This is a genomic window from Roseateles oligotrophus, from assembly GCF_014204525.1.
Lineage (GTDB): Bacteria > Pseudomonadota > Gammaproteobacteria > Burkholderiales > Burkholderiaceae_C > Paucibacter_A > Paucibacter_A oligotrophus_A.
Map to the genome: position 1 here is coordinate 822,408 of NZ_JACHLP010000001.1, position 25,445 is coordinate 847,852.

17 protein-coding genes and 1 tRNA gene are annotated in these 25,445 nt (G+C 67.0%); 11 read left to right on the forward strand and 7 right to left on the reverse strand.

The window, feature by feature from the left end:
* Positions 1-87: 87 nt before the first annotated feature.
* The 5 genes from HNP55_RS24765 to HNP55_RS03700 all read right to left on the reverse strand — a co-directional run bounded on the left by HNP55_RS24765 (position 88) and on the right by HNP55_RS03700 (position 7,283).
* Positions 88-1,272 (reverse strand): diguanylate cyclase, encoded by a 1,185-nt coding sequence (locus tag HNP55_RS24765; protein ID WP_184296242.1) that lies wholly within the window; start codon positions 1,270-1,272, stop codon positions 88-90.
* Between the two features lie 91 nt (positions 1,273-1,363).
* Positions 1,364-3,376, reverse strand: a complete 2,013-nt coding sequence (locus tag HNP55_RS03685) for a hypothetical protein (RefSeq protein WP_184296244.1) — start codon at positions 3,374-3,376, stop codon at positions 1,364-1,366.
* Between the two features lie 136 nt (positions 3,377-3,512).
* Positions 3,513-5,090, reverse strand: coding sequence for an ABC transporter substrate-binding protein (locus tag HNP55_RS03690; RefSeq protein ID WP_184296246.1), 1,578 nt, complete (start codon positions 5,088-5,090; stop codon positions 3,513-3,515).
* Positions 5,091-5,175: 85 nt separating this feature from the next.
* Positions 5,176-6,435, reverse strand: a complete 1,260-nt coding sequence (locus HNP55_RS03695) for an HD-GYP domain-containing protein (RefSeq protein ID WP_184296248.1) — start codon at positions 6,433-6,435, stop codon at positions 5,176-5,178.
* Between the two features lie 188 nt (positions 6,436-6,623).
* Positions 6,624-7,283 carry a c-type cytochrome gene (locus tag HNP55_RS03700; RefSeq protein ID WP_184296250.1) on the reverse strand — a complete coding sequence of 220 codons (660 nt, stop codon included), beginning with the start codon at positions 7,281-7,283 and terminating at the stop codon, positions 6,624-6,626.
* 87 nt (positions 7,284-7,370) lie between these two features.
* On the opposite strand from HNP55_RS03700, the gene HNP55_RS03705 reads away from it, so the two are divergent.
* The 3 genes from HNP55_RS03705 to HNP55_RS03715 are packed head-to-tail and all read left to right on the forward strand — an operon-like array spanning position 7,371 to position 10,531.
* Positions 7,371-8,225, forward strand: a complete 855-nt coding sequence (locus HNP55_RS03705) for an AAA family ATPase (RefSeq protein WP_184296252.1) — start codon at positions 7,371-7,373, stop codon at positions 8,223-8,225.
* A 12-nt stretch (positions 8,226-8,237) separates the two neighbouring features.
* Positions 8,238-8,477 carry a hypothetical protein gene (locus HNP55_RS03710; protein ID WP_184296254.1) on the forward strand — a complete coding sequence of 80 codons (240 nt, stop codon included), beginning with the start codon at positions 8,238-8,240 and terminating at the stop codon, positions 8,475-8,477.
* Positions 8,474-10,531 (forward strand): S9 family peptidase, encoded by a 2,058-nt coding sequence (locus tag HNP55_RS03715; RefSeq protein WP_184296256.1) that lies wholly within the window; start codon positions 8,474-8,476, stop codon positions 10,529-10,531. Before HNP55_RS03710 ends, HNP55_RS03715 begins: the two co-directional genes overlap by 4 nt.
* Here the strand turns inward: HNP55_RS03715 and HNP55_RS03720 are convergent.
* Entirely contained in the window at positions 10,520-12,577 is a 2,058-nt protein-coding gene (locus HNP55_RS03720) for an EAL domain-containing protein (RefSeq protein WP_184296258.1), read from the reverse strand. The two genes, HNP55_RS03715 and HNP55_RS03720, sit on opposite strands and share 12 nt — an antisense overlap.
* A 144-nt stretch (positions 12,578-12,721) precedes the next feature.
* Between HNP55_RS03720 and HNP55_RS03725 the strand changes: the two genes are divergently transcribed.
* The 6 genes from HNP55_RS03725 to HNP55_RS03750 all read left to right on the forward strand — a co-directional run bounded on the left by HNP55_RS03725 (position 12,722) and on the right by HNP55_RS03750 (position 20,832).
* The gene (locus HNP55_RS03725; RefSeq protein ID WP_184296259.1) at positions 12,722-13,906 is read left to right on the forward strand and encodes a vWA domain-containing protein; all 1,185 of its coding nucleotides are present in this window, start codon (positions 12,722-12,724) and stop codon (positions 13,904-13,906) included.
* Positions 13,903-15,813, forward strand: coding sequence for an autotransporter assembly complex protein TamA (locus tag HNP55_RS03730; RefSeq protein ID WP_184296262.1), 1,911 nt, complete (start codon positions 13,903-13,905; stop codon positions 15,811-15,813). Before HNP55_RS03725 ends, HNP55_RS03730 begins: the two co-directional genes overlap by 4 nt.
* 11 nt (positions 15,814-15,824) lie before the next feature.
* Positions 15,825-20,030 carry a translocation/assembly module TamB domain-containing protein gene (locus tag HNP55_RS03735; RefSeq protein ID WP_184296264.1) on the forward strand — a complete coding sequence of 1,402 codons (4,206 nt, stop codon included), beginning with the start codon at positions 15,825-15,827 and terminating at the stop codon, positions 20,028-20,030.
* Positions 20,031-20,099: 69 nt separating this feature from the next.
* Positions 20,100-20,372, forward strand: a complete 273-nt coding sequence (locus HNP55_RS03740; RefSeq protein WP_184296266.1) for a BrnT family toxin — start codon at positions 20,100-20,102, stop codon at positions 20,370-20,372.
* On the forward strand, positions 20,353-20,706 hold the full coding sequence (locus tag HNP55_RS03745) for a BrnA antitoxin family protein (protein WP_184296268.1): 354 nt from the start codon (positions 20,353-20,355) through the stop codon (positions 20,704-20,706). The genes HNP55_RS03740 and HNP55_RS03745 overlap by 20 nt, the downstream gene beginning before the upstream one ends.
* 51 nt (positions 20,707-20,757) lie before the next feature.
* Positions 20,758-20,832, forward strand: a tRNA-Arg gene (locus HNP55_RS03750).
* Positions 20,833-20,839: 7 nt separating this feature from the next.
* Here HNP55_RS03750 and HNP55_RS03755 read toward each other — a convergent pair.
* Complete coding sequence (locus tag HNP55_RS03755) at positions 20,840-22,447, reverse strand: ABC transporter permease (RefSeq protein WP_184296269.1); 1,608 nt, start codon at positions 22,445-22,447, stop codon at positions 20,840-20,842.
* A 180-nt stretch (positions 22,448-22,627) separates the two neighbouring features.
* On the opposite strand from HNP55_RS03755, the gene HNP55_RS03760 reads away from it, so the two are divergent.
* Positions 22,628-23,773: an ABC transporter ATP-binding protein gene (locus HNP55_RS03760; RefSeq protein WP_184296271.1), complete on the forward strand. Its 1,146-nt coding sequence runs from the start codon at positions 22,628-22,630 to the stop codon at positions 23,771-23,773.
* A gap of 202 nt (positions 23,774-23,975) precedes the next feature.
* Positions 23,976-25,424: a S41 family peptidase gene (locus HNP55_RS03765; protein WP_184296273.1), complete on the forward strand. Its 1,449-nt coding sequence runs from the start codon at positions 23,976-23,978 to the stop codon at positions 25,422-25,424.
* Positions 25,425-25,445 lie beyond the last annotated feature (21 nt).

Sequence of the window (25,445 nt, forward strand, 5' to 3'; positions counted from 1 at the left end):
TCGTCACGGACGGAAACAGTTTTCCATAGGCCGCGTAACTACACCGTTGGATCAACGGTTTTTTTCAACCCTTTTCGGGCACGGCGCTCACCGGCAGACCCGATTACGCCCGCCTTTCTTGGCCCGGTAGACGGCCGCGTCGGCCCGCCGGACCAAGGCCTCGAAGTCCTCGCCCTCCGCCAGGCTGGCCAGGCCGATGGAGACGGTGATGCGGATGTCTTCCCCTTCAAACTTGAGGGGCAGCATGCCGACGGCGGCGCGGATGCGCTCGGCCACCCGGGGCAGGTGCTCGCCCTCGCCGCCAAACACCAGGCAGAGAAATTCCTCGCCGCCCCAGCGCGCCAGCAGGTCGGCGGCGCGCAGTTGCTCCTTGATGCGCGCCACCAGGGTCAGCAAGGCCTGGTCGCCGGCGGCATGGCCGTAACGGTCGTTGATCGCCTTGAAATGATCAACGTCAATCATCAGCGCGCCCAGAAAGACGTCCTCGCTGCGCCGCCGCTCCTGCAGTTGCTGAAAGCGCTGGCGCAGGGCGCGCCGGTTCAGGCAATGCGTCAGCGGGTCCTGGGCGGCCTGCTCCTCGATCAGCCGGTAGGCCTGGGTCAAATCCCGGTTCTTGCCGATCAACTCCTCGGTCAGGGCCTGCATGGCAAAACGGGCCTTGATCTCGCGCCGTATCGCCCGATTGGCTCCGAGGCCATACAGCAGCACGACCAGATAGCTGAACAAGGCCGCCGTGATCACCAGGCCGGCATGGAGTTGGGCCTGCCAGAAGCCGGACAGGGCGACAGGCAGCAGCAGACCCAGATTGAAGCCGGCCAGGGCCGGCAGATACAGGCAGAGGTTGTGGATGGAAAAGGCCCCGACCACCACCAGCACAAAGACATTGAGCACATAGGGCAGGATCTCGCCCGGCAAGGCCAGGGCCAGGGCCGAAACGCCCCAGCAGCTGCCGAGCAGCAGCAGGCCCAGGCTTTGCAGGCGCAGATAGCGCCGCTTGCGTTCGGGGTGACGCAGCACCGAGCGCCCCCACCAGGCGACAAGGGAGTTGCCAACTTCCAGCAGCAGCATCAGGCCCAGCCAGCCCCAGACCTGGGTTCGAGGCAGCAGGCCCAGGGCCAGATAGGCTTGCAAGCCATAGCCCAGCACCGAGCTGAAGTTGGACAGCAGCACCCGGTCGGCCAACCGACGGGTCAGCTCCAGCAGCAAGGGGTCGAGAGCAGGTCCCGCCGCCGAGGCCTTGTTGATCCGCCCATGCCCTGCAGTGCTGCTCACGCAATGCTCCCTTGCCGACAAGCCCGGTCGCGACCGACATCGCTAACGCCCAGCATAGCCGGATTCAGCGCCACCCCAAAGCCAGCCAGATTCAGGGTTGCAGGGTGTAGCGGGTGAAGTAGCGCCGACCCGCCGAGTCCTGTGCGCCCAGCCAGAGTTCGTAGCGGGTCGGCAGGTAAGCGTCGGGCACGCTGATGCCGGCCAGGTTCAGGCCGCTGGCCGGCGGCAGCGGCGGTGTGCCGTCCTGGATCAAGGGGGCTTTGCTGGCATCTTCGGCGACGCTGAGCACGGTGCGGATGCTGATCAAGCGCATATCCGGGTTGGCGGCCGCCCACGTGGCCCAGCTCAGCGCCGTGCCAACCAGGACCTGTCCAGCGCGCAAGGGCTGGCCGGCACTGACGCCGTCCAGCACCGGGAAGCGCGCCTGGGGCAGTTCGGCCGGCACATCGGCGGGCAGATAGACCGGGCGCGATTCGGCCGCCCCGGCCAGGCTGTAATTGGCGATGTATTTGGCATTGCGCACCGTGTCGGCGCTGCCCAGCCAGCCCACGCTGGACTGTTGCAAGACGGTGTCGGCCAGGCCGCCGGTGGGGATCAGGCTGCTGCTGCCCGGCGTGCCGGAGATGCACAGCTGGGCCTGGCCGCAGTAGCCCAAGGGAATGCTGAAGCCGCCCGGGGTCTGCACGGTGGCCGTGTCCAGCAGCTTGGCGGCACTGCTGCCGTCCTGGGCCTGGATCAGCAGCTGGATGCCCAGGGCCGGATTCGGCGCGAGCGCGCTGCTCGGCGTGCCATCGGCAGACAAGGCCTGGAAGGCCAGGGGATAGACGGCCAGCTCCAGTTTCTTGCCATTGCCGATCAGATTCCAGACGCTGCCGGTGGTCGAGGTTTTGTTATAGCTGATGGCGTCGCTAAAAACGTCGACCACGCTGCCGCTGGAGTCGCTGATGGGGGCGGACACCAGCACCCGCTTGCACAGGCCGCCGGTGACCACCTCGTCGGCACAGCCGGTCAGCATCCAGCGGCCGAACTGGCGGTTCTTGCTGGCGTAGTCCGCCAGCCGGGCGCCCACGCCGGCCTTCAGCCGGCCGTTGTGCTGCTCGTAACCGGCCAGCAGGGGTGAGGCCGCGATGGTGCTGGCATTGGCGCCCTGGGCGATCAGCTTGTTGAGCGCGGCCGAGAGATCGTCCAGCGCGCCCAGATTGGCCAGCGTCGCCGTCGGGCTGGTGGTGGCCTTGAGCGTGGAGACGATGGCGTTGGCGGGCGTGGAGGCCGTGGTCTTGAGCAGCTCGGCCTGGGCCGTGGCCAGCTCCACCACCACCTCGGCGGCCACGCCGGGCTGCAGCTTGTTGCTGAGCTGCAGCTGCTGCACGCCCTTGCTGCTCTTGGCCACATTGACGCGCAGGCTTTCCAGCAGCAGGTCCTGGGCGCTCTTGTTGGCGGCAAAGCCGGGGTCGGCCAGCAGATCGAGCGCGGCGGTGTTGGCGAATTTGAGATCGCTCAGCTGGGTCTTGACCAGGGTTTTGACAAAACCCGCCGCCCCGCTGGCGGCCATGGCCACCGCGGCGACCGCGGCGGCGTTCTGGGTCGGCGCGGCGAACACGGCTTGCGGATCGCTGCCCAGCGACAGCGCCACGATGGCATTGCTGAGCGGGGTGATATGGGCCACCATGGCCGGCGCCGTGGCGCTCAGCAGCGGCACGGCCGAGTGCAGGACCTGCGGGCTGCCGGCGGCGTCCAGGCCGCGCAGCTGCAGCAGCAGGGGCGCGCTGAGGCTTTTGCTGCTGAGCGTGATCTTGTAGGAGCCATCGGCGGCCGAGCTGCTGCCCGAGCCCACGGTCGCGCCCTTGCCGTCCAGCACCAGGATGCGCGCATTGGTCAGCGGCGTGCCCACGGCGGCCACGCCGCTGACGCTGGGGTCCACGCTGAAGACGGTGGGGCCGCTGGCCGAGCCGGGCTCGCTGCTGCCGCCATCGCTGCTATTGCCGCCACCGCTGCCGCAGGCCGCCAGGCCCAGCAAGAGGGCTGCGGCACCGGCCAGGCCGGCGCCCCGCAGGCGGATGGAGGCTTGGGCGGGGATGGAGGTGTGTAGGGGTGGGCGCGGCATGGTGTTGATCAAGGCGAGTACGGACGGAAAGCCCCAAGGCTTTCGGATCGCTTGATCTTGCCTGCGGCGAGCCGGGCGAGGTCGCCGGAGATGCTGGCCGATTCAGGGCCTTGTTCTGCGCTTGCGCGCCGCCGCCCTACTTGCCGATGTGGACCCAGGACAGCTCGAACCAGTTGTCCGCACGGTGCACCACGCTGATATTGCTGCGTACGGCCCAGGGAATCATCTGGCGGTGCAGGGGCAGCACATGGAACTGCTCCTTGTACTCGCTCAGCGCGGCCTTGATCATTTGCTCGCGCCGCTTGGGGTCGGGCTCGACGCTGGACTGGGCCGCCAGTGCATCGAATTTATCGTTGCGCACCCCGCCGTAGTTGTAGGCGCCGACGCCGCGTTCACCACGATTGCGGTAGACCGGGGTCAGGATGGACTCGGCATCGGTGATGGCGCCGCCCCAGCCGTAGAGAAAGAGGCTGCTGTCCAGCTTCTCCAGCTTGGGAAAGAAGGTGACGCGCGGCATGGCCGAGACCCGCACCTTGATCTTGAGCTGGGCCCACATGGCGGCCAGGGCCTGGCAGATTTCCTCGTCGTTGACATAGCGGTTATTGGGGCAGTCCAGCGTGACCTCGAAGCCGTTGGCATAGCCCGCCTCGGCCATCAGCTTGCGGGCCGCCGCGATGTCGAAGGGATAACGCGCATCCAGTGCGGCATCGAAGAAGGACGCGGTGGCCGAGGGCGTCAGCCCGCCGGTCGGGACGCTCAGGCCATTCATCAGCTTGAGGCGCATGGCCTCCACATCGACGGCCTGGTAGAGCGCGCGGCGCACGCGGATGTCTTTGAAGGGGTTTTTATCGCCCGGCGCCTGGCCATGCAGCAGCTTGTCGCGCGCCTGGTCCATGCCGATGAAGATCAGGCGGTTCTCCGGCCCCTCGACGATCTTCACGCCGCTGCTATTGCGCAGGCGCGGCACGTCGCGCGGCGCCGGGTCGAGCACGAAGTCGATCTCACCCGAGACCAGGGCCGCCAGCCGGGTGGCGTCGTTGGCAATGGGGCTGAACACCACCTCCTGCACATTGCCCTCGAACCTGCCCCACCAGCCCGGAAAGCGCTTGAACTGGGTCTTGATGCCGGGCTGGCGTGCGACCAGGCGGAAGGGCCCGGTGCCGTTGGCGTTCAGGCTGGTGTGAGCCTCTTCCTTGTTCTTGAAGTCCAGGGGGCGGACGACCTTGTGCGCCTCGGCCCAGGGCTTGCTCATCATCCACAGCAGGTCGATGTGCTGCAGAAATATGGGGTTATAGCTGCTGAGCTGGAACTCCACCGTCAGCTCGTCCACCTTGCGCGGCTGGCCCACGGCGTTGGCGTAGACGGCAAACTGCGAGCTGGCCTCCTTGGCGCGCTGCACCGAGAACACCACATCGTCGGCCGTGAAGCTCTGGCCCTCGTGGAATTTGACGCCGGGCCGCAGCTTGAAGCGCCACAGCAGGGGCGCGACCTGGCTCCACTCGCTGGCCAGGCCGGACACGATATTGAGCTGGCGATCGCGGCTGGTCAGGCGCTCGTAGACCTGGCCGTTGACCATATTGGTCATGCTCTCGTTCTGTGAGTGGGGATCCATGGTTTGGGGATCGCCCTGGCTGGCCCAGCGCAGGGTCTGGGCCTGCACCAGGGCGCCGCCGCAGGCAGCGAAAACGATGGCCGACAGAAGCACTCGACGCATGGGCAGGCCCCTCAGGAATGGCATTGCCGCGAGTGTAGAGAGCCCGCGCGGCAATACCCGTGGGGGCAACCCTAGCAAGCAAGCCTTACTGCGGTGCGCGCCAGATATCGTCCAGATGGGTAAAGCCCCATTCCTGCGGCGATTCGCGCCCGACCACCTTGTCTTGCACCGCGGGACTGGCGAGATCCAGCAGCTGCACCGGCACCGGCAGCTTGGAGCGGGTGGAATAGAACACCCGCACCACCGGCGCCGCCAGCGCAAGCGGATTGAGATCCACCACCACGCCCAGGCGGCCGGACTCCAGCCGCACCAGGCTGCCCACCGGATAGATGCCCACGCAGCGCACAAAGGCCTTGAAGACCTGCGGATCGAACTGCCCCGTCCACTGCGCCATGCGCTGGATGGAGCCGGCCGGGTCCCAGGCACTCTTGTAAGGCCGGGTCGAGGTGATGGCGTCGTAGACATCGCAGACCGCGCCCATGCGGGCCAGCAGCGAGATCTGCTCGCCCATCAGTTTTTTCGGATAGCCGGTGCCGTCCATCTTCTCGTGGTGGTGCAGGCAGACGTCCAGGGCCGAGGCCGGCACGGCACCGCCCTCCTTGAGCATCTGGTAGCCGCGCACCGGATGGGAGCGGATGACGTTGAACTCGGCCTCGGTCAGGGCGCCGGGCTTGTTGAGCACGTCCAGCGGCATCATCATCTTGCCGATATCGTGCAGCAGGCCGGCCAGGCCGGCTTCGCGCACCTGGCCCTCATCCATGCCCAGTTGCTTGGCCAGGGACACCATCAGGGCGCAGACCGCCACCGAGTGCATATAGGTGTAATCGTCCTTGGTCTTGAGCCGGGCCAGGCTGATCAGGGCGGAGGGATTGCGGGCCACCGAATCGGCCACCTCCTCCACCACCGGCAGGCATTGCTCGGTATCGACCGCCTTGCCCAGCCGGGCCTCGCCAAACAAGGACATCACCGCCTGCTTGGAGCGGTTGATCACCTTGCCGGCCCGCTCCATCTCGGCACCCAGGCTGAGCTTCTCGGCCACCACCGGCGGCGGGGGGGGAGGCGTCTGCACCGTCTCGACGACCGGGGCGCTGGGCTCGGGCACGGCCAGGGCCGCCTGCACCTGGGCCTGGGCCGTGGCCTCGTGTTTCGGGCACGCCTGAACGTCGTCGCCCCGGCTGATATCGATCCAGACCATGGGCACACCGCTGGTCAGCAGGGCTTCCAGATCGGCCTGATCCTTCAGGATGAACTTGGTCTTCCAGAAAGGATGCGAGAGCCAGGAGCCCTCCAGGGACTGGAGGTACATGCCCAACTGAACCTGCTGTGTGGGAATCTTCTTGAGCATCGCTGGGCGCAACCGACGAAAGAATCAGGAACACCCAGTATCACGCGGCCCGAGCGGATACTCATTTTTAAATAACCATGAAAAAACCGCCTTTCTGCGACCTTTTGCAGGCTTTTTCCTGCAATCAATCCAGAGCCAAGGCGGCTTCTCAAAACCGGAGCCTTGCCGCCCCGGCCTAAATGAATAATTCAGCGGAACTTGCTTTGCGGCACGGTGCGCAGCTCGGCCGGCAGTCCGGCCAGATAACCGGCGATGGCCTTCAGCTCGGCATGGCTGAATTGCTTGACCTGGCCGGCCATGATGGCGTTGCCGCGGCCTATCACCGGATTGCCTTCGGTCTGGTAGGACTTCAGGGCCACCAGCAGGTAGTCGGCATGCTGGCCGGCGATCTTAGGGTAGCTGCCGTCGATGGGCTTGCTGAAATTGGCGCCATGACAGGAGGCACAGGCGCCCTTGCTCAGCAAGGCCGACACCTGGGCCGAGGCTGCGGCGGCGGTCTCGGGCACGGCGGGCACGGCGGCCTGCTTTTCGTAATAGGCCGAGATGTCGGCGATGTCTTGCTCGCTCAGCGTCTGCGCGATGCCGCGCATCGTCGGATGCTTGCGCTCACCCTTGGCATAAGCCGTTAGCGCCGAGGCGATGTACTTGGCATTCTGGCCAGCGATCATCGGCACCTTGTGCACCTCCGGGAAGGAGGCCTGATACCCTGCAATGCCATGGCAGCCAATACACATGGCCACCTTGGATTGAACACTGCCCTGACCCGCGGCCGTTGCCTGGGCATGAACGGAAAATGAGGCGCCAAACATAGCGGCCACGACTGCTGAGCTCTGCAATAGTTTTTTCATGGTCTCCGGGGGTCTTGGTCTAGTTCGGCGGCGATTATAGGTCGCGGCCCTATACTGATTTTTCCAATCTATCACTTGATCTACAGCATGAAATTTGCAGGCTCGGACCAATACATCGCCACTCCCGATCTCATGTTGGCGGTGAACGCCGCCGCCACCCTGCAACGCCCCTTGCTGGTCAAGGGCGAGCCCGGCACCGGCAAGACCATGCTGGCCGAGGAAGTGGCCGCAGCCCTGGGTATGCCCCTGTTGCAATGGCACATCAAATCCACGACCAAGGCCCAGCAAGGCCTCTACGAATACGACGCGGTGAGCCGTTTGCGCGACAGCCAGCTGGCCGGCATCGAGGGTTCGGACAAGGTCCGCAATATCGAGAACTACATCGTCAAGGGCGTGCTCTGGCAGGCTTTCGAGTCCGAGCAGCCGGTGGCCTTGCTGATCGACGAGATCGACAAGGCCGATATCGAATTCCCCAACGATCTGCTGCGCGAGATCGACCGCATGGAGTTCTATGTCTACGAGACCCGCCAGCTGATCAAGGCCAAGCACCGGCCCCTGGTCTTCATCACCTCGAACAACGAGAAAGAGCTGCCCGACGCCTTTTTGCGCCGCTGCTTCTTCCACTACATCAAGTTCCCCGACGCCGTGACCATGCAAAGCATCGTCGACGTGCACTTCCCCGGCCTCAAGAAAGAGCTGCTGGCGGCCGCATTGAAGACCTTTTTCGAGGTGCGCAATCTGCCCGGCCTGAAAAAGAAACCCTCGACCTCGGAGCTGTTGGACTGGCTCAAGCTGCTGGTGGCCGAGGACATCCCCACCGAAGCCCTGCTGACCCAGGACGCCGCCACCAGCGTGCCGCCCCTGGTGGGCGCCTTGCTGAAAAATGAGCAAGACCTGAGCCTGTTCGAGAAACTGGTCTTTATGCAGAGCCGCAACCGCTAAGCAGAAAACCACATGGACACAGCAATGAAGAAGGCCTTGCAGCAAGGCATCGCCGACGCTCTCGGTTTCGTCCTGGGTGCCCTGGCCGGCTGGCACCTGGGCCAGGCCTTTGGCCTTGATTTCATCGCCTCCAAGGCCTGGGGTCTGGCCGAGATGGCCAGCCTGGCGCTGATCCTGGCCGGCAGCGGCGCGGGCCGCTGGCTGTGCCGCCAGGCCCTGGCCCAATGGCAGCAAGGCAAGCCGAAGACATGAGCAAGCAAAGCCCGCGGAAACCTTTTGATGTCGATGCTCTCTGGGCCCTGGGCCGCCTGGGCGCGCCCAGCCTCTCGCCCGATGGGGCGCAGGCCGTCGTCAGCCTCGGCCAGTTCTCGATGGAGAAGAACTCGGGGACCAGCAGCCTCTATCTGCTCTCCACCCTGGGCGGCGAGGCACGCCGCCTGACGGCCGCCGGCGACAAGGACGCCGCTCCGCAGTGGAGCCCCGCCTCCAGGTACGGCGAGCAGATCGCCTTCATCGCCCGGCGCGAGCAGGAAGGCCGCAAGGACGAGGAGGCCCAGCTCTATCTGATCGCCCCCGATGGCGGCGAGGCGCGCCGCCTGGGCGGCAGCGAGGGCCAGGGCATAGCCACCGGCGTGGAATGCTTCAAGTGGTTCCCCGACGGCCGCCGCATCGCCTTCGTCTCCTGGGTCTGGCCCGGGCTCAAGGGCAGCAAGGCCCAGGCCAAGGCCTTGGCCGAGTTCAAGGCGCGCAAGAGCACGGGCTATGCCACCTCGGAGAACATCTACCGCTACTGGGATCGGCACATCCCCGAGGGCCGGGTGCCGCATCTGCATGTGCTGGATGTGCAGACCGGCAAGCTCAGCGATCTGTTCGAGGGCACGGAGCTGAGCCTGTCCTGGTCCGCCGTGGACGCCAATAGCTTTGACATCTCGCCCGACGGCCGCCGCATCGTCTTCTCCTTCAACCCGGCCAAGCGCAAGCGCCTGGACGACTGCTTCGCCCTGGGCGAGGTGGAGCTGAAGAGCGGCCGCATCCGCACCCTGCTGCAGGACAAGGGCTGGACCTTCGAAGCGCCCCGCTACAGCCATGGCGGCCAGCACCTGGCCTTTCTGGCCAGCCACCAGGCGCGCGGCCACACCATGCCCTCACAGCTGGCGGTGCTGGACACGCAGGGCCAGTGGGCCGTGGTGTCCGAAACCCTGGATCTGGACCTCGCCGCGCCCCTGCGCTGGGCCGAGGACGATTTGTCCATACTCTTTGGCGCCGAAGCGCGCGGCCGCCGCCATCTCTGGCGTTTCGATCTGCAAGCCCAGCAGGCACAAATCGTTTTCGAAGGCGGCAATGCCAGCAGCTTCGACCTGGCCGCCGGCCTGATCGTCATCAACCACGACAGCGTGCAGCACCCGCCACGCATCTCGGTGCTGGACGAGCAGGGCCGGGCCCAGGCCATCGAACAGTTCAACGACAAGCGCCTGCAGCAACAGCGCTTCGGCCGCCACGAGGAGGTCTTTGTGCAGGGCGCCTTGGACGAGCCGGTGCAGATGTGGCTGATCTACCCGCCCGACTTCGATCCCAAGAAGAAGTACCCGGTGATGCAGGTCATACACGGCGGCCCGCACACCGCGTTTGGCGACTCCTGGCACTGGCGCTGGAACCACCAGGTCTTTGCCGCCCAGGGCTATGTGGTGGCCTGCGTCAACTACCACGGCTCGTCCAGTTTCGGCCATGCTTTCCTGGATTCCATCACCGGCCACTGGACCGAGCTGGAGCTGCAAGACATCGAGGCCGGCAGCGACTGGCTGCTCAAAAAGCCCTGGGTGGACAAGCAGCGCCTGTTCGCCACCGGCGGCAGCTATGGCGGCTACATGGTGGCCTGGATGAACGGCCATATCAAACCCGGCCGCTACCAGGCCTATGTCTGCCATGCCGGCTGCTTCGACTGGCAGGCCATGTTCGCGGGCGACGCCTACCACTGGTTCGCCAAGGAGCTGGGCGCCTACTACTGGGACGATCCGGCCCGGGTGGCGGCGCAGAACCCGCTGGCCTTTGCCCAGCATATGCGCACCCCCACCCTGGTCATCCACGGCGCCAAGGATTACCGCGTGCCCGATGCCCAGGGCCTGGCCTACTACAACACGCTCAAGGCCCAGGATGTGGACGCCCGCCTGCTCTGGTTCCCGGACGAGAACCACTGGATCCTGAAGCCGCAGAACAGCAAGCTCTGGTATGGCGAGTTCTTTGACTGGCTGCGCCGCCACGACCCGGCGCACAAGCCCAAGACCGCGGGAAAACGTTCAGCGCGGTGAGAGCTGCTGCGGACCGAAGCGCTGTGCCAGCGCCGCCACCCCGGCCGGCACGGCCGCCGCCTCCAGGGGGCGGCTGATCCACCAACCCTGCACCAGGGCCACGCCGCAGGCGGCGACGAATTCGCCCTCCTCCGCGGTCTCCACCCCCTCGGCCAGCACCTCATAACCCAGCCTCTGCATGGCCGCGCAAACCTCGCGGTACAGCGCCGCCCCGCGCGGCTCGGCCGCCGCCATCAGCAAGGAGCGATCGAGCTTGACCACATCCACGGCGGCATTGTGGAAGACGGTGAGGTTGGAGTAGCCGGTGCCGAAATCATCCACATTGACCCGGACGCCGGCCTCGCGCAGCCGGCCCAGCCGGGCCCGCACCAGCTCGGGCTGCTGGATCAGGCTGCTCTCCAGCAGCTCGGCCTCCAGGCCCAGGGTCTTGAAGCCGAGCATGGTGGCGAGGATTTCATCAAAAGCCTCCTCCTCGCCCAGGGTGGCGGCCGACAGATTGATGGCCACCCGGGTCTCGAAGCCGGCCGCATGCCAGCGCCGCAGATCATCGGTCACCTGACGCACCACCCACAGGTCCAGCATGTCACCAAAACCGGCCTGCTCCAGCGCCGGCAGAAAGCGGCCGGGCTCGACACAGCTGCCATCCGCCAGCCGCAGGCGCAGCAAGGCCTCCAGGCCCACGATCTCGCCCCGCTGCAGGTCCAGCTTGGGCTGGTAATGCATGCACAGCGTACCGGTCTGCAAGAGGCGCAAGGCCTCCTGCGCCCGCCGGCTCCATTCGTGCTGGGCCTCATGGCGCTTGACGAATCTGGCCTCGGCAAACATCTCCAGCCCCGGCCCCAGATTCATGCGCTGCGCCAGCGCCCAGCTCGCCTCGCCCAATTGCTCCTCGCTCAGCCAGCGCTTCACGAAGGGGCGATAGACCAGCACCGAGAGCACGAAGACCAGCACTTGCAGCAACAAGACGCCCAGCCACTTGCTCTGCATGAAGAAGGCACTGACAAAAAAAGGCGTCATCCAATGCACATCCCAGGAGCCCAGCACGGGCAGCCACTGCCACTCCACCACCACCAGATACACCAGCACGCTATTGAGCATGGGCACCAGCAGAAAAGGCAGCAGCAGGCTGAGGTTGCCGACCACGGGCAGGCCGAAGGTCAGCAACTCGTTGACATTGAAGATCTGCAAGGGCAAGGCCCAGCGCCAGATATGACGGTTGCGCTCGGGCAGCTGCCGCCGGTACCAGATCAGGCAGGCGGTCAAGGCCAGCGTCGCACCGCAGCCGCCGGGCACCATAAAGTTGAAGATCAGGGTCTCGACGGAGACGCCCGGCAGCACATCTTGCTGCGCGAAGTAGTGATGGCTCAGCCAGTTGGTGACCGTCGAACCGCTGATGCCCATCCACCACAGGAAGTTGGAGAGCAGCTGACGCAGCAACAGAAAGAGCCAGGGCGGCAAGTGCTCGCCCAGACGGCCCTGCGGCTCGTGCAAGGCCTGGGGCAGCAGCAGGGCCGGCCCGCTCAGCAGCAACAGCACCAGCACAAAGGGCAGGCCATGAACCAGGGTGCGCGAAAGCGCGGGCGAGAAGCGCGTGGCGCCGCTGCGATCGAAGCGGGGCAGGTGGCGGATCAGCAGGCGCAGCAAGAGCACCGAGGCCAGGGGCATGGCGATGGAGGCCAGCATCAGCCAGTCGGTGAGCTGGGCCTCCGTCTGCCCGGCGGGCGTGTTCAACAGGGAGATCAGGCCCAGGGACAGCAGCAGCAACAGGGCGTAAAGCGGGTCGATGCCATAGGCCCGGGCAAAATGCGTGGCGGTCGAGGCGGCGATGGCCAGCGGCCAGAACAGGCGCGAGAACTGGCCCAGGGCCTGCAACTGCGGCTGATACAGCTGGGCCGCCTCGGGCTGCAGCCAGTGCAGCAGGAACAGGGCCAGGCCCAGCAGCTGCAGCAGCAGATAGACCGGCAGCACGGCCAGAAAGCTCTCCCGCATGCCCAGCACAAAACGGCTCTGCGCCAACTGGGTCAGGCTATGGCGAAGCTGTAGCATGCTGAGGGCGGCCTCCACTCCTAGGAGTATTCGATGGCAGGGCCCGCCTGCCGCCATTTGTTTACAGGCATTGGAAACCAGGCTGGGGGCTACGTCCAGCCGCAGCTTCCCTGTGGATAATCAAGCCCCGCCGCCGAGAACCTCATGCTGATCAAATTTTTCTACACCTTGCGTGCCGCGAAACTGCCGGTCTCCGTGCGGGAATTCTTGAGCCTGCTGGAGGGCTTGCAGGCCGGCGTCATCGGGGCCGAGGGCCCGCCCTCGGTGGACGACTTCTACTTCCTCGCCCGGACCACCCTGGTCAAGGACGAGGCCCATTACGATAAATTCGACCGCGCCTTCAGCGCCTACTTCAAGGGCGTGGAGCTGTTGACCGACTTCAGCAAGGACGTGCCGCTGGAGTGGCTGCGCAAGCATCTGGAGCTGGAGCTGACGCCCGAGCAGAAAGCCGCCATTGAAAAAATGGGCTGGCAGGAGCTGATGGAGACGCTCAAAAAGCGCTTCGAGGAGCAGAAGGAACGCCACGAGGGCGGCAGCAAATGGATAGGCACGGGCGGCACCAGCCCCTTTGGCGCCTATGGCTACAACCCGCAAGGCATACGCATAGGCCAGGACAAGGGCCGCATGCGCAGCGCCGTCAAGGTCTGGGACCAGCGCGCCTACAAGGACTACGACGACAACCTGGAACTGGGCACCCGCAATATCAAGGTGGCCTTGCGCCGCCTGCGCCGTTTTGCGCGCGAGGGCTCGGAGCTGGAGCTGGACCTGGACGGCACCATCCACAAGACCGCGGCCAATGCCGGCATGCTGGACATCCGCATGATTCCGGAGCGCCACAACAAGGTCAAAGTGCTGCTGCTGATGGATGTGGGCGGCACCATGGACGAGCACATCCACCGGGTCGAGGAACTGTTCTCCGCCGCCAAGGCCGAGTTCAAGCATCTGGAGTTCTTCTACTTCCACAACTGCGTCTATGACTTTGTGTGGAAGAACAACCGCCGCCGCTTTGCCGAGAAGACCCCCACCTGGGACATCATTCGCAAGTACAACCGCGACTACAAGCTGATCTTTGTGGGCGATGCCACCATGAGCCCCTACGAGATCCTGCAGCCCGGTGGCAGCGTCGAGTACAACAACGAGGAGGCCGGCGCCGAATGGCTGCAGCGCCTCGCCAATGCCTTCCCCAAATACGCATGGATCAATCCCGAACCGCAGGGCGTCTGGCAGTACCGCCAAAGCGTGGCCCTGATTCAGCAAATCATGCACCAGCGCATGTTCCCCCTGTCCCTGGCCGGCCTGGAAGGCGCGATGCGTTTGCTGAGCAAATGAAGCCCCCGCATTGGTCCGGCCTGGGCCTGCTCGCGCTGGGCCTGCTCGGCGGCTGCTCCAGCCTCGGCGAGCTGCTGCCCAAGAGCGCCACGGCCAAGGCCGCCGAAGCGGCGGGCCAGCCCCGCCTGGTCGCCGAGTACAGGCTCGATGTACAGGCGCCCGCGGGGCTGAAAGCCTTGCTGGAAGAGCATCTGGACCTGGCCCGTTTTCGCAATGCGCCGGAGGACCAGCGCCTCAGCGCCCAGGAACTGGGCCGCCTGACCGCCGCCGCCCCCGAACAGGCCCGAGCCCTGCTGGAGACCGAGGGCTATTTCAATGCCCAGGTCCAGGCCTCGCGCGACTTCGAGCAAACCCCCATCACCGTCAGCGTCAAGGTGGAGCCGGGCCCGCGCACCGTGGTCAAAAAACTGAGCCTGGGCTTTGCCGGCGAGCTGCAGACACCCAGCCCGGCCGGCGAAGAGAGCGCCGACCGGGCCGAAGCACGCGCCCAGGGCCTGCGCCAAAGCCTGCAAGAGGCCTGGCCCATGAAGGAAGGCGATGACTTTGTGCAAAGCCGCTGGTCCAGCGCCAAAAGCGGCCTGCTGGGCCGCGCCCGCGCCCAGGGCTATCCGACGGCCAGGCTGGAGAAATCTGCCGCCACCATCGATGCCGAAAACAATGCGGCCGAGCTGGAGCTGCTGCTGGACAGCGGCCCGCTCTACCGCCTGGGCGAGCTGCGCGTCGAGGGCCTCAAGCACCAGCCCCGCGCCGCCATCGAACGCCTGGCCGGCTACCGTGTCGGCCAGCCCTATACCGAGCGGGCCTTGCTGGACTTCCAGGAGCGCCTGGTCAAGACCACGCTGTTCGACAGCGTCAACGTCAATATCCGGCCCGAGCTGGAGCCGCCCGCCGCGGCGGAAACCGGTGCCAGTGCGCCGACGGCCGGCGGCGTCAGCACCCCGGTCTGGGTCGATGTGCGGGAGGCCCCGCGCCAGCAACTCACCGCCAGCCTGGGCCTGAGCACCACCAACGGGCCCCGCCTGGGCCTGGACCACACCCACCGCCGCCCCTGGGGTCTGGACCTGCGCTCCCGCCTCAAGCTCAAGGTCAGCCAGGACAACCCCTCGCTGGACTGGGAACTGACCTCCCACCCCCAGACCGATATGCAGCGCAATCTGGGCGCCCTCTTCATCGAACGGGTGCCGGACGGCGAGCGCGTCTCCGTCAATCTGCGCGCCCGCCTGGGCCGTCTGCGCGAGACCGACAAGGAAGACCGCCTCTACTACCTCGAAGTGCTGCGGGCCCGCGAGTCCGACCCCGAGCGCGTCGTCAACAGCGGCGCCGTCTCCGGCAATGTGCAATGGACCTGGCGCCGGGTCGACTCCACCCTGGTCCCGACCAAGGGCTACACGGCCAGCTTGGCTCTGGGTCTGGGCCGGGCGGACAACTCCGTCTCCAGCAGCGGCGCCTTCGGCCGCGGCGAGCTGGTGCTGCACGGCTACCAGCCCCTGCCCGGCGGCTGGTTCGGCGCGGCGCGCACCAGCTTCGCGCAAATCTACGCGGGCGAGGATGTGGGCCTGCCCGAGGCCCTGCGCTTCCGCGTTGGCGGCGACGACTCGGTGCGCGGCTACGGCCTGCGCGATCTGGGGCCGGCGGACGCCGACGGCAACCCCACCGGCGGCAAGGTGGCCTGGACCGGCAGCCTGGAGCTGGCCCATGCACTGATGCCTTCCCTGCCCGATCTGCTGGGTGCCGGCTTTGTCGACGCCGGCCAGGCGGCCATGGGCTGGCGCGGCCTCAGGCCCGAGCTGGCCTATGGCCTGGGCCTGCGCTACCGCAGCCCCCTGGGCACGCTGCGCCTGGACTTTGCCCGTGCCCAGGCCTTGCAGAAGTGGCGCATCCATTTCAGCGTGGGCATTGCCCTGTGAGCGAGCCCAGCATGAGCGAGCAGCCCACCGAGGCAAGCGCCTCCCCTGCCCCCATCGCAGCAGCCAAGAAACGTGGCGGCGGCCGCGGTCTGATCCTGGCCTTGCTGGCCGCGCCCCTGCTGCTCGGCGCCGGCGCCACCTCGGCCTGGTGGGCCCTGGCCACCGAGCCCGGCACGGCCTGGCTGCTGAACCAGGTGCCGGGCCTGGAGGTCGAGGCGGCCAAGGGCAGCTTGCTGGGCGACTTCTCCGCCCGGCGCCTGCGCTACAGCCTGCCCGGCGATCTGAAGAGCCCGGACAGCGTCGAGCTGCAAGGCCTGCAGTGGCAGGGCCTGAGCCTGGCCTGGAGCCGCAGCCCCAGGCTGTGGGCCGATGTGTATCTGCCAAGCCTGCAGATCCAGCGCCTGACGCTCAAGCTCAAGCCCTCCGCAGAGCCGACCCAAGCGCCCAGCGACCTGCTGATCCCGGTCGGCCTGCGGCTAGCCGCCCTGAGCATCCAGGAGCTGCACAGCGCCGAGCTGGGCGACAAGCCCCTGCGCGAGCTGCGCGCCAGCCTGGCGCTGAGCGCCGAGCAAGGCCAGCAGCACAGTCTCAAGCTGGAGCATCTGGCCTGGGACCTGCTGCAAGTGAGCGGCGAGGCCAGCCTCCAAAGCGCCGGCGAGCTGCGCCTGAGCTCGGCCCTGCAGATCCAGTCCCTGCCCAGCGCCGCACAAGGCCTGCCCGCCTGGACCGCGCAAGTGCAGGCCAGCGGCCCTCTGCCGGCCCTGCAACTGCAAGCCAAGCTGGACGCCCAGGCCCAGGCGCTGGACGCCCAAGCCCGGCTGGCCCCTTTTGCCGCCTGGCCCTTGCAAGAGCTGCGGCTGAACACCCGCAATCTGGACCTCGCCGCCCTGGTCTCCGGTCTGCCCCGCACCGCTTTCAGCGGCACGGCGCAGATCCGGGCCGTGCCCGATGCCAAGCAGCAGCTGAGCCTGGCGGTCTCCGCCGATCTGGGCAATGGCCTGGCCGGGCGCTGGGACGAACAGCGCCTGCCCCTGCGCAAGCTGGCGCTGGACCTGAGCTTGCTGGCCCAGGATCCGGCCAGCCTGCAGATCAACAGCCTGGACGCCTTGCTGGGCAGCGCCCAACAGCCGGCCGGCCGCCTGCGCGCGACCGGCAGCAACTCCAGCGCCCAGGGTGCCAAGCTCCATCTCGCCTTGGAAGCGCTGCGCGGCGAAGGCCTGCTGCAAGCCCTGCGTCCGCTGCGCGCGAGCGGCAAGATCGAACTCGGCAGCCCCCAGGGCCTGGGCCAGATCGGCGCGCAAGACAGCGCCCCGCTGAGCATCAACGCCAAGCTGGACGGGCAATGGCAGGACCTGGCCGCGCCGGCCAAGTCCATACCCACGCCGCTGCCCCTGTCCCTCGCGCTGCAAGCCCAGGCCAGCAGCAAGGCCCTGAATGTGCAGTCCCTCAAGCTCAGCTCCGGCGAGGCCCAGCTGAATGCAAGCGCCGAGCTGCTGCTGGCCCAGGCGGGCAGCCTGACCCGCGGCTGGACGCTGAAGACCGAGGCCCGCGCCCAGGCCCCCGATCTGCGCCCCTACTGGCGTGGCGAGGCCGGCAGCGCCTGGCAGCAAAACGCCCAAAGCCTGGACGCCGAGCTCAGCGCGCAATTGCAAAGCGGCGCCACCTCGGCCAAGGCCGGGCTTGCGCAACAAGCCCCGCTGGGCAGTGCCCAACTGCAGCTGAAGCCCGGCAGCCTGGGCGGTGTCGCCAGCAGCGGCCTGCTGCGCTACGAGCACAGGGCAGGCGCGGCCCCGCTGGCCCGGCTGGATCTGCAGCTGGACAGCAATCAGCTGCAAGGCCGAGCAGAGCTGCTGCCCGGTGAGCAATTGCAAGCCGCGCTGGAGCTGCGCGCGCCTCAGCTGGCCGGCCTGCAAGCCCTGCTGGCCAGCTTTGCCCCCAAGTCCAGGCTGGCCGGCAGTTTGATGGCCAGCCTGAAGCTGACGGCCAAGGCCGAGACGCCCGGCAAACAAGACCCCAGCGGCTGGAACTGGCGCAGCGAGGGCAATCTGCAGGCCAGCAAACTGCTGCTGGACAGCCCCGGCAACAGCCTGCAGCTGGCCGCGGCCCAGGGCCGTTGGGAACTGGCCAGCGGCCTGGACGCCCCCCTGCAGGCCAGCCTCGATCTGGAGCAGTTGCAGGCCGGCGGTTTCAGCAGCCCCAAGGCCGGCCTGAGCCTGGCGGGCAGCTGGGCCAAGCACAGGCTGCAGCTCAATGCCCAGGGCGAGGGCAAGATTCCGGCGGCCCTGATCCCGCCCGGCCAGCCCAAGGAGCAGATCGCCAAAGGCCCCCTCACCCTGAGCCTGCAAGGCGCTTTGAGCGGCACGCCTGGTCTGCTCTGGTACCAGGGCGGGCGCTGGCAGTTCGAGCAAGGCCAGCTGCTGGCCCGGCCGCAGGAGGCTCAGCTGCAGCCCTGGTTGCAGGCCGGCAATCTGGCCGGCGGCCTGAGCCTGGGGCCGCAGGCCCAGCTGCAGCAAGCCGCCGTCAAACCCGGCCGTCTGGAGCTGCTGGGCGCCGGCCTGCGCTGGGCCGAGCTGGCCTGGCATGGCGGCGATCAAGCCAGCGTCGACCTGCAGTTGGAGCCGCTGGCCGTGGCCCCCCTGCTGGCGCGCTGGCAGCCCGATTTCGGCTGGGGCGGCGATCTGGTGGTGGGCGGCCATGCCCGCATCGCCACCCACCCCCGGCTCGATGTGGAGATCGCCCTGGAACGCAGCGGTGGCGACCTCAGCGTGACCGACGACGGCGGCACGCAAAAGCTGAATCTGAGCGAGCTGCGCATCGGCCTGATCGGCAGCCCCGGCGTCTGGCATTTGACGCAGGCCCTGGCCGGCAGCAATGTCGGCGCCCTGGCCGGCGCCCTGACCGCCCGCAACAGCGACGGCAGCCTCTGGCCCAGCGGCAACTCGCAGCTGCAGGGCGTGCTGGAGGCGCAGGTCGCCAATCTCAGCACCTGGGGCGCCTGGGTGCCCACCGGTTGGCGCATGGGCGGTGGCTTCCATGCCAGCGCCAGCTTTGGCGGCCTTTTGCGGGCCCCCGAGATCAATGGCTCGGCCAGCGCGGCCAAGCTGGCCTTGCGCAATCCGCTGATGGGCGTGGACATGCGGGACGGCGAGCTGGCCTTGAATCTGCACGGTGGCCGCGCCACGCTGGAAAGTTTCAAGGTGCGCGCCGGCGACGGCGAGTTGAGCGGTAGCGGCAGCATGCAGCTGGGCGCCACGCCCAAGGCCGAAATCCAGCTGGAGGCCAGAAAGTTCGCCGTGCTGCGCCGGGTAGACCGCCGCCTGGCCATCAACGGCCAGTTGCAGCTGCTGCTGGACGCCCAGGCCCTGGACCTGCAGGGCAAGCTGGACGTGGAGGACGGCTTGTTCGACTTCTCGCGCGGCAACGCGCCCGAGCTGGGTGCCGATGTGCAAGTGCGCCGCCCAGGCGCCAAACGCGAGCTGGTGGCGGAGGCGCCCAAATCCAGGCGCGCCATCAAGGTCAAGGTCGGCATCAATCTGGGCCAGAAGCTGCGGGTGCGCGGCCATGGCATCGACACCTTGCTGGCCGGCGATCTGGCCCTGAGCCAGGCCGCCACCGGCCCGGCCCTGCACGGTGTGATCAAAACCGTGGACGGCAGCTTCGACGCCTACGGCCAGAAGCTGACGGTGGAGAAAGGCCTGATCAGCTTCAGCGGCGTGATCGACAACCCGCGCCTGGACGTGCTGGCCCTGCGGCCCATGCCTAACGAAGAGGTCAAGGTGGGCGTGGCCGTCACCGGCACGGCGCAGGCGCCACGGGTCAAGCTCTATTCCGACCCCGAGATGATGGACAGCGCCAAGCTCTCCTGGCTGCTGCTGGGCCGCGCGCCCGACCAGTTGGAGGGCGGCGACAGCGCCCTGCTGCAAAGCGCCGCCATGGCCTTGCTGGCCGGCGACGGCGAGGGCGTGACCAGCAAGCTCAAGAAGACCGTGGGCCTGGACGAACTCGCCATCGACGGCAAGGGCAGCGACGTCAAGGGCACGGTAGTACGGGTAGGCAAGAACCTCTCGGAGCGCTGGTATGTCGGCTACGAGCGCGGCCTCAACGCCACCACCGGCGTCTGGCAGGTGATCTACCGCATCGCCCAGCGCTTCACCCTGCGCGCCCAGTCGGGCGATGAAAACGCGGTGGATCTGATCTGGCAGTGGAAGTGGGAGTGAGGGCGATGGATTTTATTGTCACGACAAAAAACAATTGCAGCCCGCTCTTTCCGTGCCCACAATCCAGCTATGCGTTACGCGTTTGACCCAGCAAAGCAGGCGGCCAATGTGGCCAAGCATGGGATCTGGTTCGGCGCTGCCGAAGACTTCGAGTGGGAGACCGCGCAGATCGAGGTCGATGGCCGCAAGAATTACGCCGAGACACGGCTGAATGCCACCGGCCTGATCGGCACGCGCCTGTTCGTGCTCACCTTCACGCTGCGCGAGACCGCCGTGCGTCTCATCAGCTTACGCAAAGCCAATCAACGCGAGGTACACCGCTATGTCCGTCAAGCCACTTAAGACCCGCTCCGGGCGGGTGGTGGAACTACCCACCGACGAGGAAGACGCCCGCATCAACGCCGGCATCGCCGCCGACCCGGACAGCCCCGAGCTGGACGAAGCCTGGTTCAAGCGCGCCAAGCCTGCGGCCGAGGTGTTGCCGCCCGAGGTCTACGCCGACCTGCTCGCCCTGAGGCGCCGGCCCGGGGAGCGTGGGCCGCAAAAAACGCCGACCAAGGAACGCATCTCCATCCGTCTGTCGCGCGACGTGGCCGATTACTTCCGCGCCACCGGCGAGGGCTGGCAAACACGCATCGACGAGGCCTTGCGCGACTATGTCGCCAAGCAACGCTGAGCCAGCCCCAAAACTCATGCGAGAATGCGCCCCGCCCTGCCACAGGGCTGTCTCGCTATAGTTCAATGGATAGAACGGGGTCCTCCTAAGACTCAGATGCAGGTTCGATTCCTGCTGGCGGGACCAAGCCAGCTCACCCTCGCCTCAAAGCCCTCGACAACATCAGCACCGGCACCAGCCCCACGATGACGATGGCCAGCGAGGGCAAGGCCGCCTCGCCCAGGCGTTCATCCCGCGCCAGCTGATAGGCCACCACCGCCAGGGTGTCGCTGTTGAAGGGCCGCAGCACCAGGGTGGCGGGCAACTCCTTCATCACGTCCACAAACACCAGCAAGGCCGCGGCCAGGGCCGAGCGCGCCAGCAGGGGCGCATGCAACTCCAGGAACAGGCGCCGGCGGCTGGCGCCCAGCAGGCGGGCGGTCTCGTCCACATTGCGCGAGATGCGCGCATAACCTGCCTCCACCGACTGCAGGGCCACGCCCGAGAAGCGCACCAGATAGGCGTAGACCAGGCCGGTGATGGTGCCGGTGATGATGGGCGTCAGGCCCAGCTGGGGTGCGTATTCCTGCAGCCAGCCCAGGGGCAGCAGAATGCCCACGGCGATCACCGCACCAGGCACGGCATAACCCAGGGACACGATGCGCGTGGCGCCATTCAGCAGCACACCGCCGGCGCTCATGCGCTGGGCATAGGCCAGCACCAGGGCAATGGCCACGGCCAGCACCGAGGAGATGCCGGCCAGCTTCAGGCTGCTCATTCCCCACTGGGCAAAACGGGCCAGCGGCAGGCCGAACTCGCCGTAGCGGGCCTCCAGCCACATCAGCTTGAGCAGGGCGATCACCGGCAGCACAAAGCCCAGCAAGATGGGCAGGCTGCACAGCAGCACAGCGGCGGCCGCCGCCCAGCCGCGCAAGCGCATGGGCCGGGCCTCCGCCGCATGCAGGGCACCGCTGCGGCTGCCGGCAAAACGCAGGCGGGCCTGGGAGCGCCGCTCCAGCCACAGCAAGGCCGCCACCAAGAGCAGCAGCACCGAGGCCAGCTGGGCCGCCGCCATGCGGTCATTCATCACCAGCCAGGCCTTGTAGATGCCGGTGGTCAGCGTCGTCAGGCCGAAATAAGCGCCCACGCCATAGTCCGCCAGCGTCTCCATCAAGGCCAGGGCCAGGCCCGCCGCCAGGGCCGGCCGGGCCAGGGGCAAGGCCACCTCGCGCACCCGGCGCAGCGTGTCAGCACCCAGCAGGCGGGCCGTTTCCATCAGGCCCACGGCGCGCTCGTTCAGGGCCGTGCGGGTCAGCAGATAGACGTAGGGGTAGAGGCAGAAGATGAACAAGGCGATGGCGCCGGGCAGGCTGCGCACATCCGGCCAGAGCGCGCCCTGGGCGCCGGTCCAGGCGCGCAGCGTCATCTGCAGCATGCCGCTGTACTGCAGGGCGTCGGTATAGGCGTAGGCCGCCACATAGGCCGGCATGGCCATGGGCAGCAGCAAGGCCCACTCGAAGACGCGCCGGCCGGGGAAGTCGAACAAGCTGACCGCCGCCGCCGTGGCCCCGCCCAGCAGCACCACACCCAGGCCCACGCCCGCGCACAGCAGCAAAGAGGCCCAGGCATAAGCGGGCAAGACGGTGGCGAACTGGTGCTGCAACAGGGCCCAGGACTGCGCGTCCAGCACCAGCCAGGAGCCCAGAATCCCCAGCACGGGCAGGGCCAGGGCGAAACAAACAAGGGTGATCAATCGCAACATGCGCAGCGGGGGGGCGGGATTCAAAAGTTCGGCTTGCAAGCGCGGCAACAAGCCCCAAGCCAGCAGTGGAGGAGAAAACAGCGCGCTTCCGCTTGATTTCCGTCAATGAGCGACCAAGAGTCCCCCCAACGCGAACAATGCGCATTCAGGCAATCTTGCCGGGGCGCTATCATAAAGCCCATGTTTCTTGCACTCGACCGTGTCGGGCTGCGCTACCCGGGCTCCGCGGCCACGGCCGGCGCAGCCAAGCCCCTAGCCCTTCCATCCACCACGGCCGACGCCGGCAAGAGCCGAGCCGCTGGCCAGGCGGTACACCAAGTCAGCCTGAGCCTGTCGGCCGGCCAGATCGGCGTGCTGATCGGCCCCTCGGGCTGCGGCAAGACCTCGCTGCTGCGCTGCATTGCCGGCCTGGAACAATTGGAGAGCGGCCGCATCAGCATCGCCGGCGAGGCCCTGGCCGATGCCCAGACCGGCCTGCATCTGGCGCCCGAGGCGCGCCGCATCGGCATGGTGTTTCAGGATTACGCCCTGTTCCCGCATCTCTCGATCAGCGACAACGTGGGCTTCGGCCTGCGCCATCTGGCCCGCAGCGAGCGTGCCCAACGCATCCAGCAGGTGCTGGAGCTGGTGGGCCTGGCGCACGCGGCCAAGCGCGCGCCGCACCAGCTCTCCGGCGGCCAGCAGCAGCGTGTGGCCCTGGCCCGCGCCCTGGCGCCGGCCCCCCGCCTGCTCTTGCTGGACGAGCCCTTCTCCAGCCTGGACGTCGATCTGCGCGAGCACCTTTCCCAAGAATTGCGCGGCATTCTGCAGGCCAGCGGCACCACCGCCCTCTTCGTCACCCACGACCAGGCCGAGGCCTTCGCCATTGGCGATGTGGTGGGCGTGATGCACCAGGGCCAGCTGGAACAATGGGACGCGGCCTACACCGTCTACCACCGCCCGGCCACCCGCTTCGTGGCCGACTTCATCGGCCACGGCGTCTTCACCCCGGGCCGCATCGTCGAGGGCGAGGACGGCCCGCTGGTGCAAACCCCGGTGGGCCAACTCAAGGACATCGAAGCCTGTGCCTTGGCCAGCGCCTTTCCCGGCGGCCGCTGCGATGTGCTGCTGCGCGCCGACGACATCGTGCACGACGACCTGGCGCCGGTGCAGGCCAAGATCGAGCGCAAGATCTTCCGCGGCGCCGACTTCCTCTACACCCTGCGCCTGGCCTCGGGCGAGCAGCTGATGGCCCATGTGCCCTCGCACCACGACCACCAGCTCGGCGAGTGGATAGGCATACGCGTCAATGTGGACCATGTGGTGACCTTCCCGGCCCAAAACTAAGCGTCCACAGACGCGGCACGCAAGCTTTACAGAACAGACACGATTTCGTCTCTTTGTTCACTTGAAAGCGGCAATTTAGCCCGTCAAATAGGGGTGTCTGCGGGCTGCGGCCCTGGGGGCGCCGCATATACTTGAAGGGCGCGAGTGGAAACCTCTGCAGCCAAGCCGTCTCTTGATCACACTCCTAGGAAATACTCGCAATATGGGCGCCAAATTGAAAGTTGCTGGATGGGTCACCGTCGGAGCCCTTGCCGGCGCGCTGACCACCCTGCAATTCCAGGCCAATGCACGCAGCAGCCTCTCGCCGCTGCCGCTGGAGGAGTTGCAGCAGCTCGCCGCCGTCTTCGGCATGGTCAAGTCCGACTATGTGGAACCCGTCGACGAGAAGAAGCTGATCAACGACGCCATCGCCGGCATGGTCTCCGGCCTGGACCCCCACTCGCAGTTCTTCGACAAGAAGAACTTCAAGGAATTCCGTGAAGGCTCGACCGGCAAATTCGTCGGTGTTGGCATCGAGATCGGCATGGAAGACGGCCTGGTCAAGATCGTCTCCCCCATCGAAGGCTCGCCCGCCTTCCGCGCCGGCTTGAAGAGCGGTGACCTGATCAGCAAGATCGACGACACGGCCGTGCGCGGCCTCAGCCTGGACCAGGCCGTCAAGCGCATGCGCGGTGAGGCTAATACCAAGGTTCTGCTGACCATCTACCGCAAGAACGAGAACCGCAGTTTCCCCGTCACCATCGTGCGCGAGGAGATCCACGCCCAGAGCGTGCGCTCCAAGATCGTCGAACCCGGCTATGCCTGGTTGCGCGTCAGCCAGTTCCAGGAAAGCACGGTCGAAGACTTCGCCAAGAAGCTGGAAGAGATTTACAAGCAGGAACCCAATCTGAAGGGTCTGGTGCTGGACCTGCGCAATGACCCGGGCGGCCTGCTGGACGGCGCCGTAGCCATCTCCGCCGCCTTCCTGCCCAAGGATGTGGAAGTGGTCAGCACCAATGGCCAGATCGCCGAATCCAAGGCCACGCTCAAGGCCAGCCCCGAGTTCTACGTCCGCCGCGGCGGCAACGACCCGCTGAAAAAGCTGCCGGCCGCGTTGAAGAAGGTGCCGCTGGTGGTGCTGGTCAACGGCGGCTCGGCCTCGGCCAGCGAGATCGTCGCCGGCGCCCTGCAGGATCACAAGCGCGCCGTCATCATGGGCGAGCAGACCTTCGGCAAGGGCTCCGTGCAGACCGTGCGTCAGCTGGGCCCGGAAACGGCGCTCAAGATCACCACCGCGCGCTACTACACGCCCAGCGGCCGCTCCATCCAGGCCAAGGGCATCGTGCCCGATGTGATGCTGGACGAAACCGCCGAGGGCAATGTCTTCGCCGCCTTCCGCACCCGTGAAGCCGATCTGGAAAAGCATCTGGGCGGACCGGACGAGATGAAGGACGAAGCCGCCAACAAGGCCCGTGAAGCGGCCCGCGAGGAAGCCCGCCAGAAGCTGGAGGCCGAGTACGCCAAGAAGCTGGAGCCGCCCAAACCCCTGCCCGAGTTCGGCTCGGCCCAGGACTTCCCGCTGACCCAGGCGCTCAACCAACTCAAGGGCCAGACCGTGCTGGTGTCCAAGACGGCCGTGGAGCGCAAGCCCGAGGCCAAGCCGGGCGAATAAGCCCAGGCGCTGAACCCCAAG

What these genes read in the sequence shown, in the direction of transcription:
- HNP55_RS03685 (WP_184296244.1), bottom strand. Translation starts at nt 3,376, where the DNA reads ATGCCGCGCCCACCCCTACACACCTCCATCCCCGCCCAAGCCTCCATC.
- HNP55_RS03690 (WP_184296246.1), bottom strand. Translation starts at nt 5,090, where the DNA reads ATGCGTCGAGTGCTTCTGTCGGCCATCGTTTTCGCTGCCTGCGGCGGC.
- HNP55_RS03695 (WP_184296248.1), bottom strand. Translation starts at nt 6,435, where the DNA reads ATGCTCAAGAAGATTCCCACACAGCAGGTTCAGTTGGGCATGTACCTC.
- HNP55_RS03700 (WP_184296250.1), bottom strand. Translation starts at nt 7,283, where the DNA reads ATGAAAAAACTATTGCAGAGCTCAGCAGTCGTGGCCGCTATGTTTGGC.
- HNP55_RS03705 (WP_184296252.1), top strand. Translation starts at nt 7,371, where the DNA reads ATGAAATTTGCAGGCTCGGACCAATACATCGCCACTCCCGATCTCATG.
- HNP55_RS03710 (WP_184296254.1), top strand. Translation starts at nt 8,238, where the DNA reads ATGGACACAGCAATGAAGAAGGCCTTGCAGCAAGGCATCGCCGACGCT.
- HNP55_RS03715 (WP_184296256.1), top strand. Translation starts at nt 8,474, where the DNA reads ATGAGCAAGCAAAGCCCGCGGAAACCTTTTGATGTCGATGCTCTCTGG.
- HNP55_RS03720 (WP_184296258.1), bottom strand. Translation starts at nt 12,577, where the DNA reads ATGCTACAGCTTCGCCATAGCCTGACCCAGTTGGCGCAGAGCCGTTTT.
- HNP55_RS03725 (WP_184296259.1), top strand. Translation starts at nt 12,722, where the DNA reads ATGCTGATCAAATTTTTCTACACCTTGCGTGCCGCGAAACTGCCGGTC.
- HNP55_RS03730 (WP_184296262.1), top strand. Translation starts at nt 13,903, where the DNA reads ATGAAGCCCCCGCATTGGTCCGGCCTGGGCCTGCTCGCGCTGGGCCTG.
- HNP55_RS03735 (WP_184296264.1), top strand. Translation starts at nt 15,825, where the DNA reads ATGAGCGAGCAGCCCACCGAGGCAAGCGCCTCCCCTGCCCCCATCGCA.
- HNP55_RS03740 (WP_184296266.1), top strand. Translation starts at nt 20,100, where the DNA reads ATGCGTTACGCGTTTGACCCAGCAAAGCAGGCGGCCAATGTGGCCAAG.
- HNP55_RS03745 (WP_184296268.1), top strand. Translation starts at nt 20,353, where the DNA reads ATGTCCGTCAAGCCACTTAAGACCCGCTCCGGGCGGGTGGTGGAACTA.
- HNP55_RS03755 (WP_184296269.1), bottom strand. Translation starts at nt 22,447, where the DNA reads ATGTTGCGATTGATCACCCTTGTTTGTTTCGCCCTGGCCCTGCCCGTG.
- HNP55_RS03760 (WP_184296271.1), top strand. Translation starts at nt 22,628, where the DNA reads ATGTTTCTTGCACTCGACCGTGTCGGGCTGCGCTACCCGGGCTCCGCG.
- HNP55_RS03765 (WP_184296273.1), top strand. Translation starts at nt 23,976, where the DNA reads ATGGGCGCCAAATTGAAAGTTGCTGGATGGGTCACCGTCGGAGCCCTT.